Annotated in this window: 8 protein-coding genes; all 8 read right to left on the bottom strand. The window is 38.9% G+C overall.

All coding sequences use genetic code 11. The annotated features are described in order from the left end of the window. Nucleotides 1-182: 182 nt before the first annotated feature. The gene (locus ACERJO_RS15120; protein WP_373648017.1) at nucleotides 183-2,621 is read right to left on the bottom strand and encodes a glycosylhydrolase-like jelly roll fold domain-containing protein; all 2,439 of its coding nucleotides are present in this window, start codon (nucleotides 2,619-2,621) and stop codon (nucleotides 183-185) included. A 19-nt stretch (nucleotides 2,622-2,640) separates the two neighbouring features. After that, entirely contained in the window at nucleotides 2,641-4,815 is a 2,175-nt protein-coding gene (locus ACERJO_RS15125; protein ID WP_373648018.1) for a glycoside hydrolase family 88/105 protein, read from the bottom strand. 97 nt (nucleotides 4,816-4,912) lie between these two features. Then, nucleotides 4,913-5,782 (bottom strand): carbohydrate ABC transporter permease, encoded by an 870-nt coding sequence (locus ACERJO_RS15130; RefSeq protein WP_247107234.1) that lies wholly within the window; start codon nucleotides 5,780-5,782, stop codon nucleotides 4,913-4,915. Between the two features lie 33 nt (nucleotides 5,783-5,815). Continuing rightward, nucleotides 5,816-6,733 carry an ABC transporter permease gene (locus tag ACERJO_RS15135; protein WP_373648026.1) on the bottom strand — a complete coding sequence of 306 codons (918 nt, stop codon included), beginning with the start codon at nucleotides 6,731-6,733 and terminating at the stop codon, nucleotides 5,816-5,818. 270 nt (nucleotides 6,734-7,003) lie between these two features. Next, the gene (locus tag ACERJO_RS15140; protein WP_247107233.1) at nucleotides 7,004-8,563 is read right to left on the bottom strand and encodes an extracellular solute-binding protein; all 1,560 of its coding nucleotides are present in this window, start codon (nucleotides 8,561-8,563) and stop codon (nucleotides 7,004-7,006) included. A gap of 380 nt (nucleotides 8,564-8,943) precedes the next feature. Next, nucleotides 8,944-9,603 carry a YesL family protein gene (locus ACERJO_RS15145; protein WP_373648019.1) on the bottom strand — a complete coding sequence of 220 codons (660 nt, stop codon included), beginning with the start codon at nucleotides 9,601-9,603 and terminating at the stop codon, nucleotides 8,944-8,946. 15 nt (nucleotides 9,604-9,618) lie between these two features. Next, nucleotides 9,619-11,985, bottom strand: coding sequence for a helix-turn-helix domain-containing protein (locus ACERJO_RS15150; protein ID WP_373648020.1), 2,367 nt, complete (start codon nucleotides 11,983-11,985; stop codon nucleotides 9,619-9,621). 537 nt (nucleotides 11,986-12,522) lie between these two features. Beyond that, nucleotides 12,523-13,311: an alpha/beta hydrolase gene (locus ACERJO_RS15155; protein WP_373648021.1), complete on the bottom strand. Its 789-nt coding sequence runs from the start codon at nucleotides 13,309-13,311 to the stop codon at nucleotides 12,523-12,525. Between the last annotated feature and the right edge of the window lie 287 nt (nucleotides 13,312-13,598).

Below are 13,598 nucleotides of genomic sequence, written 5' to 3' on the forward strand. Positions count from 1 at the left end.
AATTTAATTTCAAACGATAGTTTGAAATATTTATAGAAAACCGATAATAGCCTATGATTAATATTGCCTCACCAATAAATCAAACGATTAAAACAATGAATCAGAGAAGTACTAAAACATAAAAAGGCTTCTCACAAGTTTACTTCACTCGTGAAAAGCCTCTTCAATGAACCTGAAGGGTATTAACCCCCAAACATCCCAACCGTAACAGGCCCGATCAACCCGGAACGCAAAGCGACCTGGTCCATTTCATTCGCCTTACTATTCGTCACAGCAAGCTCGATCACATTCTCTCCTTCACGTAACAAGCCTGTTAGCACAAACGTATAAGGTGCCCACATCTTTACGCCTACTTCTTCTCCATTCACCGTCAGCTTGGCGATTTCGTCGACTTCACCACAATCGATGACAGCCTGCTCAATCGTTTCCTGCAAATGAAATGTCGTCCTATAGGTGAGCGTTCCTGAGTAATAGGTCATTGATGTCCACTCTGTCCATGATCGTAACGCGGTCGTTTGTCTTTCGAATGCTTCTCCTGATACCGTCCACTCTTGATTTAGCTCAATCATTCTAATCGGTTCCTTTTTCGGTACTTGAGCTCTTGTGACCGACTCTCGATCATTAGGGTCGACCATCACTATAATACTCTCACGTCGATGTAAGGTGATAGGAATCTCCTTCACTTGACCAAGCTCCTCTGTCGTTCCCGACCATGCATCCCACAGCTCAACTGTACCTGTTTCACGTAATGTGACCGTACCATTGAATGACTCATCGCCTTCATTGACAAGCAAGTAGAAGGAGTGATCTTCCTTTTCAACGTGACTGATCCGAATATTAGAGCATCGTGGGTTTAATCGAACGGTTTGCTGTTCGGACTCGATTAACCGATTCGATCCTTCTTCAGGTTTTGAAACGATGACCGCTCCTTCCACGATTCGTTCTTCTCCAACGGTGATCACCGTTCCACCTTGCTTGATCCAGTCCCGTAACTGTTGTTTCGTCTTTTCCTCAAGCAAATAACCACCGTCTATGACAACGGTAGAATACAATTGTGCCTCGATTTGAATCAAGCCATCCACAATTTCAGCCTCAGACAATAGGAGAGCTTCCTCTATATAGTTAAATTCGATTTGCTGTTCATAAAATGGCTTCACAATTTCCCACGGCAAGTGATTCTCTCGACAAAGAACTGCGACCTTCGTCGTGTTCACACTATCGGTCATGAGCCAGCTTAAACGCTTGATATAATCACTAAAGAACCGGTAATAAGGCCACCAGCTACTATGCATCCCAACGTCGGGCGGACGCTCGTGACTCCGTCTTTTTCCATCAATTGAATAGTAAAAGGCATGAGGAATGATCAGGTTAACTCCTCTAACAAACAACCAATCAAAATACCACTTCATATCACCAGCTGAAAGATCCCATCCACCTTTTTTGCTACAAACACCGAGCACTTCATCAGCATTTCTTCTTCTCCCACGATGCCGTGCTGCATCGGCTGAGCATTTTCCAGCGGTCGAGTGGCGTCCTGTTATCCCTTTGCCTTCTTCCGGTGCGACCCAGCGCCAAACGACATCCTGTCCAGGTATTTGAAAATGATCCAGTAAGCCAATGTCATCACTTTCCGCTGGGTGTCCCGTTAAAGCAATCCCATGCTCCTCACACCAGCGACTTAATGGCTCATAATAAACGGCGGAAAGGCGTTGATAGACCGCTTGCTCATAACGCTTACGCATCGAGGCGGTTTCTGTTCCCACATCATACCATAATGCTGGAAGGTCACCCTTCTTTCCACCATACTGCTCATACCAAGCGAATGAGCCACCTGTCCACGGCTTGACGCCTGCTTTTGCATTGCGACCTAATATGTCAGGCTCATCAGTAAACATCGCGATCACCGTTTCACCAAACTCGTCTTGAAGCACGTCATAATAACGCTCATGCGTGATATCGATATACGCCTTGACCGCTTGTGGATTGAGTAGATCAGCTGATGGTGGGGCATGTTCCTCCCCGTCATCCTCACCGAAATGGATACCGCGTATATTACCTCCCGAATTCGTTTCAATAAAAGTAAGAATAACCCATCGTCCACCATCCTCAGGTTCAACAAATCGAACCGTCTTCTCATGAATCTTAAGCTCTTGTATCGAATCTGGGACAAGCGCCAGTCCGTCTATTTTTTTCGCCGCAAAGACAGCCAGCAGTCGCTCCTCTTCGTCCAGATCGATGGCGTACTCCTTTTGCCCCTCACAAGGAAGCTCAACAACTTTTAATCCTCGACTAGCGTATTCCGGGTCGCGCTTGACGACCATCCCTTTAGCCGATCCAGACGGATACATCGCTTCATCATAGAGGATGACCGACATCCCTAGCTGCTTCGCTTCTTGAACAGCGACCTTCACATATCCCATGAATTCATTGGTCAAATAGCCAATATCCTTTGGGATACCAATTCGGGGGTGTAGGACAAATCCATTGACCCCTTTATCGTCCATCTCGTGAATTTGCCTTTTAATCTCTTCATTCGTTAAACGATCATTCCAAAACCAAAACGGAATCGGTGAAAATTCATGACCCGGGTTTTGAAAGGCTTCATGTAAGTCAGATTTCATAGGTCACCTCGTTTGCACTTTATAGACCAACAAATGCTTCGTTACGTTCATGCAATGATTTTTTTAACTTTAATAGCTCAATCCCAGCTAATAAGACAATTCCGATTCCGTGTGTATCATTTAAAATCCATGATAAATCATCACGATAATAGCTTGTCGTAAACGCATATCCAGAGCCTTGACACACACCATACACATTGCCATATTGATCAATCGCTCTTCTTGTCATGCCTTCCCAGCCTTGTAAGGCCGCATCGATATATGGCGCTTCCTCATCTAGCCAGCCATATCGAACGCCACGTGCAAACCCGTATATAAACATCGATGTACAAGATGTTTCCTCGTATGATGTTGGATCAGTCAATACTTGATGCCATAAGCCATGTTCTCCTTGTAGGGCAAGGAAGCCTTCACATAGCTCACGAAAAAAGCTCATTAATGCAGGGCGCTTTGAGTGATCTTCTGGTAAGACTTCTAGCAGCTCTGAAAGTGAGAATAATACCCAGCCATTCCCCCGTCCCCACGGTACATTCGTTGCTGTATCAAACTTGAAATCATACACGTGTGACATGATTTTCTCTTCTGGCATATACATCAATTGTTTATAATGAAGAAACTGATTGGCCGCATCTTCTAAATAAGAGAGATCTCCTGTTTTCTTATAATAGCGGCATAAAAATGGTGTACTCATATAAAGGTCGTCACACCAAATCGTATCCTTCATAAACGGAACACTACCAAAGCGACGATAGAGTGTACCATCAGATAGTCGATCTTGGACATTCGTTATATAATGAGCAATATCATCGGCAATCCGAGCCGCATCACGAATGGATCTTGTTTCGGTTGCCAAAAGCATCGTTGAACCGAAGGAACCACAATCATCAAGACTGTCGATCGCCGACAGCTGATTATTCACGCCGGCTGCACCGTATTGCTCCTTATCCCACAAGGAATATTGATACAATGACGTGCTCGTTTCAATATGCTGCAGCGTATAATTGATAATATCCTTTCGTTCTAACTCTTTCCCTGTTTGGATGAGGCCGTATAGCGTCACCCCTAACGGATAATCCCATTTTCCAAATAGACGGTTTTCTAAATATGGTCTCACCCACGTATTCGGTTGATCTAAGCGCCAAAACGTTGGACCATTCGTACTTGCAACGACTGTATCCAATCGTTTCGCTTCTTTTAAATCCACGTGCTCCTTCGTCGCGAAGCTTCCTAGATAGAGCCAGCTTTCTCTTGCCCCTTTTACAGGGTACGGAAGTGTAAAGGTAACACTCTCTTGAACAGGCTCAAGCTCAAAGCCCCATTGTTCACTTACACACGTACATATTACCGTTACATCGTGTTCCCCATAAGACAACGGTAAAGTAACAACGATTTCTTGATCTTCCTTTGTTTCGAAAACGGTTTGATCATTAATCAATAGTGTCATCGCACCATAGGCATACCCTTTTAACGTAACCTGTTGTTGACTCGTATAAGGCACCACTAGCTTCGTCCATGCAGCAGCGACTTGACCGACCTCACTTCCAAACAATCTCGTCAATTGCCTTCTTTGATCCTGCCCCCAATCCATTGCAGGAAGCCATTCTACATCAGATGCCGTTCCCTCTTCAGGCAAGCATTCTAACGGTTGAGCGAGCGGCTCTGTGAATATCCACCCCTCCTGCCCCTCTCTTTCATGTGTTGGAGAAAGAACATGCATCGGATGTCGTTTGAATGAACCGGTTCCAAATATCCCGCCGATTCCGGACGTCGTTTTCTCAAAGCGCAGCACAAAATGATTCCAGCCTTTTTTCAATGTGAAACGAAAGCCGACTCTTTTCTTTGGATCTAATTCTTCCACAATCGTCGAGCGATACACGAATTCACCATTCAAATAGATATGCACCGGGCCATAGCAATTGAGCGCAAACATGAACTCAGCCTCTTCATCCTGCCAGAGCTTTCCCCACGCATAGATAAACTGTCCATTTTGACAATAAGGGAATCGTTCACCAAAATTAAATTCATATCGATAATCCTTTAATCGCATCAATCCATCGTTACTAAATGCTCGATAAACCATTGGATGCGCTGGATTTTGCCCGATATACCGATTCGTAATGATCGCCAATGCTTCCTCTACGCGCTGATTGACTTTCGCATAAATACTTTCATTTAAATGAATATAGCTCTCCATAAATATCACTCCTACAACTATCATTGGAAATAGAGATAAGGACGGGATTCAACGTTCTCCAGTAAAAGTACGAACTTAATTGTTAAAACGGCTTTCTTTATCCTTTCACCGATCCTAACAACATCCCTTTAGCAAAGTGCTTTTGTAAAAATGGGTAAACAAACATAATTGGAATCGTTGCCACAACAATAACAGCAAGCTTCAACGATTCATCTGGTGTATCAATAAGCGCATCCACTTCACCAAAACGCATATCAGCCATCGTCATAATGTTTTGCAATAGCAGCATGACCGGATATTTTGTTGAATCGGAAATATATAGAAGGGCATTGAAATAGTCGCCCCAGTATTGCACTGCATAAAATAATGTAAATGTCGCAATAATTGGCTTTGATAATGGCAGGGCAATCTTCCAAAAAACTCCGATATCGGTACAACCATCAATCCGCGCTGATTCCTCCAGCTCACGTGGGAGTGTACGGAAGAAGGAAATGACGATAATGAGCCACATCGGATTCATCGCAATTGGCATAATAAGCGCCCATAAAGAATTTAATAAACCTAGATCACGTACTAAAATATATGTTGGAATCATTCCACCTTGGAAAATAATCGTGAAAATGACAAGGTAAATAAAAAATTGATGTCCAATAATCCGTGCTTTCGATAGTGCATACCCCATCGTTAACGTTAATGCTAAACTAACTACCGTTCCAGCTACTGTTACAAAGATGGATACACCAATACTTCGCACAAATGTCGCTGTTGAGAAGATATATTGATAAGCGCTCATTGTAAAGGTTTCTGGAAAAATAAAGAACGGTCTCCTTGCTAGCTCTGCTTCAGTCGCAAACGAGCCTGCAATAACATACATAAACGGAACAATCATCGCAAGTGCAATTAAGGCTAGAATGATATGGTTAAACACATCAAAAACTCTTCCTAGTGGTGTGTTATGTGATTTCATAACCACTATCCCTCCATTTCTAAGCTAGACAATTTAAAATAATGTCTCCTGCTTTAACTTCTTGGCAATATATCTCGTCGTCAAAATTAAAACAATCCCAACAACGCCTTTAAATAAACCAACAGCTGTACTATGACTAAACGCTCCTTGCGTGATACCTGAGAAATAAATGTACACATCAAACACATCGGCTACGGAGCGATTTAATGAGTTCGTCATTAAATAAATTTGTTGGAACCCTTGATCAAGGAAATTCCCCATATTCAGGATGAGCAAAATGACAATGACGTGTCTGATCGCTGGTAATGTGACGTGCCACATTCGTCTAAATCGACCAGCACCATCAACAATCGCTGCCTCATATTGCTCTTTACTCACATTGGCTAATGCGGCTAAGAAAATAATCGTTCCAAAACCGGCATTTTTCCAAATTTGTTGTCCAACGATCATCGTACGGAACCATTCTGGATCCCCTAAAAAGAAAATCGTGTTCCCGGTGATATTCTCAACAATAACATTGACAATTCCACCACTTGTTGTAAAGAATACGTATGTTAAGCTGGCTACGATAACCCAAGACAAGAAATTTGGTAAATAGACTAACGTTTGAATCGTTCGTTTATATGGATTAAAACGAATTTCATTTAACAAAAGCGCTAAAATAATCGGTGCAGGAAAAACAAAAATCGTTTCATACAAAGCTAAGATTAAAGTATTTCGTAAAATCCGGTAAAAATCAGGATTTTGAAATAACCGTTCAAAATGAGTAAATCCTACCCATTCACTCCCCCAAAAGCCTAAAAAGGGCGAATAATTTTGAAAAGCAATCAACGTTCCCCACATCGGAACATACTTAAAAACAATAAACCAAATAAGACCAGGTAGTAATAGAAAATAAATCCATTTATCTCTTTTAAGCATTTGCCATTTTGTTATTTTATTCACTTGCATAGGTTCCATTTGTGTCGATGGATTTACATTTACTTTCGGCATTTTCCTTCTCCTTTCTATAAGAAAAACCGCACAGCGATATTTTCTTAATTCCGTCGTGCTGAGCCGTTACAAGAGTTTGAGCATTTCTGAACGTAGAGCGAGCGTAGCCGACGACTCCCGCGCACCCACTTAAAGCTTACCTATCTTGATTAAATGATTAAAAATGTTATAAACCTTTATCTTTTAAGAAAAGCAGGAGGTGTTACCTCCTGCTCTTTTTTAATCTACTTATTGTGCATCTTGCGCAATTTGGTAAGCTTCATTAATTTCTTCAATGTACTCAGTACCGCCAGAACGTAACCATAATTCAATTTCCTCTTGTAAGCCAGCCTCGTCGATTTGACCAACGATATACATAATTCGAGCATCCTCAATAATATTATCTAATTGTGTTCCTCTTTCTGTATAAGTCGGTGAAACTAATGGTTCAGCAGGGTTTGGAACGACAATGTCTAAGTTTTCTTCCATCACTTGATCAGCCTTCTCTTGTAGTGCTGTTTGAGGACCAACTAGGAATCTGTCTTCAGGAATACCCATTTGGAATTGATTCAAATCACGAACCTCTTTATCAAATAATTCTCCACCATCTTGCTGAGACGTAATCACTAATTCTCCATCGACAACCTCATGATGAACACCTTCGATACCGTTGTAGGATAAATTTTGTGGTTCTTCATCATTTAAGTCATTTAAGAACTGCAAAACACGACGTAACTCATCTTCTGTTTGGACAGACGTTGTTGAAATCGCTAACATTCCATGATATCCAGGTGTCGGCTTACTTCGGAATCCATTAGGGCCTTCAACCGCACCAAATACATCTAATATGATTTCATCGTCTGTATAATTTTCCGTTATTTGATTTTGTAAGCGGTTTGCTTGGTCAGCAACGTCCACTACGACACCTGCTGTACCATTAACAAGCGGATCAAACCATTGTCCTGAATCCATTACTGCAAAGTCTTCGTTTACTAATCCTTCATCATAGACCTTTTTAAAGAAATTTAACGCATCCATATATTCATCAAACATAAAGTCTGGTTGCAATTCACCATTTTCATCAAAGCCCCACACATTTGGAACGTCAAACCATAATTGCATCACATCCCAAGGACCATGCCATTCAGATACGACCATTCCATACGTATCATCTTCACCCGATTGGTTCGGATCATCATACGTAAACGCTCTCAACACTTCATAGAACTCATCAATCGTTTGAGGAATATCTAATCCTAAATTATCTAACCATTCTTTATTAATCGTTACTGCATTTCTTCCTAATGGTCTTGCACGATACACACCATAAATTCGCCCATCTACTGAAATATTATTTAGAACAATATCATTTGCTTGACTTAGATTATCATAGTCGTCTAAATAATCCGTTATATCCCAAAATGCGCCGTCTCTAGCTGCATTAATAAAGCTTGCTGATTTTGAAGCCATCATAATATGAGGAAGATCACCTGATGCCAACGTTACATTAAAACGGTCATCGTAATTGGCATTCGCGACCAATTGGAGATTAATATCCATATTTGTATAATCTTCAATGGCTTGTAAAGCAGGACTATCACTATCTACAGGATCTGGAGCAAAAGCCGTCGACATAATGGTTACTTCCATTCTTTCTTCAGAAATATCCTCTGTACCTTCGGCAGTATCTTCAGTTGAATCACCCGAATCATCACTTGCATCTTGACTTGCATCATTACTACATCCAATAAGTGCTACTAATAGTATGAAAGCGAAAAACGGTACTAATAAACGTAGTGATTTTTTCATTTGTTCCTCCTTATGATTACATTAGATTTTTTGAACCATAATGATGAGCAAAAATGATTTATCGACTAGTGTCCCCCCCCTTATTGGTTACTAGCTACACATCCAACAGCTCTTGGTTCACACCAAATATAAAACGCTTACATTTTTCCGGCAATATTCATTTCTTGGTTACTTTTTTAAAAGTAGTAAAACCCGTACTAAATCAGCTTTGTAAGCCCTTTCTTATCATATTTTTGTTTTTTACTACATTTTTGCACTGCTATTACAGCAACATTTTATCGTTGATTAACAAAGGTTATCGTACATTTTTGATAGCATCATTCATTTAAATAAGCATGATCCAATTGGGCATTTCCCCCAACTAAATCATGCAAGTTCACTTACGCTTCTTGATTCTCTAATTCTGCCTGTATTTCCTTTTGCCTTCTTTCCACATGACGGAACGTATAGTAGGTCGTCCACATGACAACGAAGGCAAACAAGCTTACCCCAAAGAATGGAATAAAGACTGGGAAGATCGCAAGTATTTGGACAACTAATAAACATAATCCAATGGTCACAACTGTTCGAATCGGCTGGTAAATTGTTAAAAACAATGAATTTTTTATATGATTATATAACGTCGTTTCATAATGGACGAGTAAAGGAAATACATACAGTAGCATAATGGCCGTAATAATCATAATCGCGATTATCATATAACGTACAGCAACGAACAACCAAGCTGTCTCTACTGCAAAATATTGAATATTTACAGCCAGAATATAAGCTACTACTAGAGCGATTAACCCTAAACCATTTGTTCTTAAAAATTCTTGACGATACACCTTCCAAAATTCCGAAAAAATCGGTTCATTTTTCTCCATAATTCTTTTTCGTAGCACTGCAAACATAGCTGTTGTACTCGGTGCCCATCCAAAAATAATACCACCAAGAAGAGTAAAGCAAATCCACAACAAATTGACATATAAAAGAACCATAAAATAATCACCAAACCGGTAAAAATACGTAATAAATCCACTCATCGACCCTTGGTTCATTTGCATTCCCCTCCTTTATTTTCGTTCGGTGCCATCTTGGATAGAGTCATTTACCCTCTGCTTTCGATATTGACTAGGTGGAATGCCTATATGCTTTTTAAAAATACGATTAAAATAACTATGTCGATATCCTACTTGTTCTGCTATATCATTCATTTTCATATTCGTATTTAAAAGTAATTCCTTCGCTTTCTCGATCCTTAATTTTGTTACATAATCAATGAAATTAACACCCATTATTTTTTTAAACGCTTTACTTAAAGTATACGGGTTTGTATGAACTTCCTCTGCACAGCTTTCTAAAGAAATATCCTCCATATATTGCTCTTTAATATACGTGCACACCTTTTCGACAAGCTGCTTCATCTCAATGTTTACTTTGCCTTCTAACGCTTTAACAAATGGAGTAATGACTTCAACTGTTAACCAATTAATCATTTGTTCAGGATCTCCAATATGCGAAATTTCTTCATACATATTTTTCCCTTGGAAAAGATCATACGGGTGAATACTAGAGTGCAAAATCTCATGCTGGATACTTCCAAACAACTGCGTAATGCAAGGTTGGATATTAATCTCTTTAACACCCTTACCCTTCAGCTCTTGGATAAACTCTCGAATAAGCTGCTCTGATTCATTAATCTGTCCCATCCGAATCGCTTGTAGAATTTCCTTCTCGATTTCAAAAGGATAGTGCAGTTGACTTATATCATTGGCTGTTTCAAATGTTTCAAGATCAATAACTTGATTTTCTTTTTCAAAATTTCTGTAGCGTTTTCCTTTCCGAACATCTTCAAACAAATAAGGAATGCGCTTAATGCTTTCTGTTGGCTGACTAATCGTAATCGTAATTTGTCTTTTTAAAACGCGGTTAAGAACATCCATAACTTGATTCGAGAATTCATGTAAGCTCTTTCTTACCTCACTATGAATGGGATATACGATAAGAAGAACTGCAGACAAATCATAGAAATTGATAACATTACATTGCTCAAAATAATCTAGAGACACTTCCTCAGTAATATTCGTTAAAGCAAAAGCAACTAGGCTCTCATCTTGCTTCATAATCGTCGTTTTTGACTCATTTAACCCTAACACTTGAATATCCATGACAACAAATTGATGAGCATCTAACTCCCAACCGTAATTTTGCATTCGCTCTTTTAGTTCTTCTTCTTTGTAATGATACAAGTAGCCTTGAATTAATTGTAATAGAAAGCTATTTTTTAGTTGTGGCAATTGAGTCGTTAAACGGTTTTCTAATGATTGACTTTCCATCGACATTTCTTTAAATTGATTTTCGATTACTTTAAATTCATCTTTATGATTATGATCAGTCCATTTAGAATCTTTATCTAACACTTTAACTAGCTTAGCAATAGGACTATAAATCGTTTTAGATGCAACCCATGATAGGATAAGAGCAAATAATAATCCGATTAAGCTAACTGAGATAATCATCGTCGAAACAATTACAATTGGAGAAGTTATAGAAGACATCGGCGCTGCTGAAACGTAGGTCCATTCCGAGTCCATCCTTCTCATCGTTCCATACGAAACAGAGTATGTCTCATCCTGATCACTAAATACAAAAGAACCCTCCTGATCTAACTCTGCCTTCTCTAACACACTATCCCTCAAACTACTTACGAATGAAGCCTCCTCTGTACTATTCTCAGATACTAGCACTCGATCCGCATCATTTAATAGGAAAGTAGCCCCTTCATTGTAAGGTGTTAACGTTTTAATAAGATCAGCCACTTTCTGACGGTCTAACGTTACAATAATCGAACCAAAAGGAGCGTTACTATTTCCAGGGATGCTATGAATCAGCACAAGTGGTTGTGGATCCTCAATATTTGATTCCTCTGGTATGCTATAAAGACGGTTCCAACTCATATTTTTATGCTGTTCTAATATCGACTGATAGAACTCGTATTCATCGGCCTCTAACACATTATAATGGGGACTAAATAGCACAGGAACAGCCGAGTCCACAAATAACTCTACATGATCAATGAGTGGATGTGATCCTTGCAGGACATGTAAGGTTTGAACAATATCACGTGTCTCCTGAAATTCAACCACATAATTTAAATTTAGTAATGAAGAATTAAACCGTGGATCGTATGCCCAATGAGAAAGGGACTTTTCCAAATAGTCAAATTGATCACCTATATTTTGCGCCCTTTCAAATATTTGATTTTCATGCATTTCTTTTAATGAATCTTCTACTTCATTCACTCCAAACCAATAAATCCCTAATCCAATCATCAGTCCCGGAATAAATGTAATGAAGAGAATGAGTATGAAATTCTTTCTGAAATATTGACTCTTCCATCCAAACTTATTTCTCTGAGAATGTTTGAGATTTTTGATCAACTCAATTCCCCCGATTTTATACGAAATCTGCTTTTTGTAAGCCCTTTCTTTCCTACTATAGTACACTAGAAAAGTTGTATTGTAAAAGCCTGTTTCATTAACAGCCCTGTTAATGTAAGAGATTCCGATTTCGACCAGGTCCTTCTTTTTCTTTGTCATCCCTTCCTTTTTATCATATCTATTTCAATCATATAATGAGCGTTTTTTTCCGACAATGACACTTTCTTGCTAAAGAGCCTTACATTAAGCACGTGTTGCTCCAATTGTTAACGTACTCTGTATACTGACTGGGAAAATGTATTTCTACCCATAGATCCTTTCCCTGTTATGTCAGTAAAAATTTCTTTTACTTTAAACCTTTCTTTAATTAAGATCATACGTTCTGTCTCCTTCAAACATCACTTAAAAGAACCATTTCAAGTATAGTTATCGAAGCTCACAATATGGAATAAGAAAAAAACCTCCGTTACATTAACCAAAAATTTCTACTACATACAAGTCTGTATTATTGAATAATCCTTTATGTTTTTTAAACTATTAAATTACTTTCATCAACTGTAAGTATTTTTCAATCTCAAGTTTCGTTAAATGAAAATACTTATTCTGATATCTACCATAATTAAAAAAACCATGTTCCATACGTTCAAATGTCTTTAAGGTAATATCATTTCCTACTTGTCTCATCTGCTTAATAAATTTTTTATTTTGTTCATAAAGGTCGTCACCTGTTCCACATAGCCACAATGTAGGCGGCAAGCATTTTTTAATATTATGAATCGGCGAAAGTCCCATTGCATTATTAAGTAATTGAGGATATCGTCTTTTCATGATATCAACACCATCCATTCCAGCAGCAAATATAATTAAAAAGTTTGGGATATGATCTTTACTTTGACTATCATACTTGTAATCATCGTTTAAATCCTCGAACATAATTGAGGATATAGTAATGTAACCACCTGCAGAGGAGCCGCAAACGACAATTTTATTCACATCTATTCCCAAATCAGCGGAATTTCTCCTCACGTATCTAACGGCAGATTTAACATCACAGATCGCTTGAGTTGGTGCAAATCCTTCATCCGAACCATTTCGGTAATCAACACAAATTGCAACCAATCCCATGGATGAAAAGTAATCAGCTTGGTGTTGGAATTGCACTGGAGTTTTCGGCTCCCTTTTAAAGCTTCCTCCGTTAAAAAATAGAATAGCAGGCATGTCTTTTCGGGGTCTTTCAGGTTGGAAAATGTACAATTTTAGTTTTCTCTCTTCTATTTCTTTATACGTTTTTTCAATAACTGAAAAATCAAATTTTAAATTTTTCATTATAGTGACAACCTCCTCAAAAAGTTAATTTATCAATATTAATCATATAACAACGTTGTTATATGATTTTCTGTTTTACTAGCAAATACACAGTGGAATATGAGGTGCTACCAATTACTAGTCGCCATAGTAACCACAATCGTCGCAGTATTATATGTTTAAAGTTTAGCAAATATTAATAGTGAAAGCCATGGAAAACAGTTCAGAAATACAGTCCGAAAGCCGACGCTTGTTTCTGAATCCACTTACACCTTCCTTGCTTATCTTTTAAATAAAGTGTATTTATT

This window comes from Halalkalibacter sp. AB-rgal2 (assembly GCF_041821005.1).
Lineage (GTDB): Bacteria > Bacillota > Bacilli > Bacillales > Bacillaceae_D > Halalkalibacter.

Excerpts from the sequence above, each read along its gene's own strand:
- ACERJO_RS15120 (WP_373648017.1), bottom strand. The coding sequence starts at position 2,621 with ATGAAATCTGACTTACATGAAGCCTTTCAAAACCCGGGTCATGAATTT.
- ACERJO_RS15125 (WP_373648018.1), bottom strand. The coding sequence starts at position 4,815 with ATGGAGAGCTATATTCATTTAAATGAAAGTATTTATGCGAAAGTCAAT.
- ACERJO_RS15130 (WP_247107234.1), bottom strand. The coding sequence starts at position 5,782 with ATGAAATCACATAACACACCACTAGGAAGAGTTTTTGATGTGTTTAAC.
- ACERJO_RS15135 (WP_373648026.1), bottom strand. The coding sequence starts at position 6,733 with ATGCAAGTGAATAAAATAACAAAATGGCAAATGCTTAAAAGAGATAAA.
- ACERJO_RS15140 (WP_247107233.1), bottom strand. The coding sequence starts at position 8,563 with ATGAAAAAATCACTACGTTTATTAGTACCGTTTTTCGCTTTCATACTA.
- ACERJO_RS15145 (WP_373648019.1), bottom strand. The coding sequence starts at position 9,603 with ATGAACCAAGGGTCGATGAGTGGATTTATTACGTATTTTTACCGGTTT.
- ACERJO_RS15155 (WP_373648021.1), bottom strand. The coding sequence starts at position 13,311 with ATGAAAAATTTAAAATTTGATTTTTCAGTTATTGAAAAAACGTATAAA.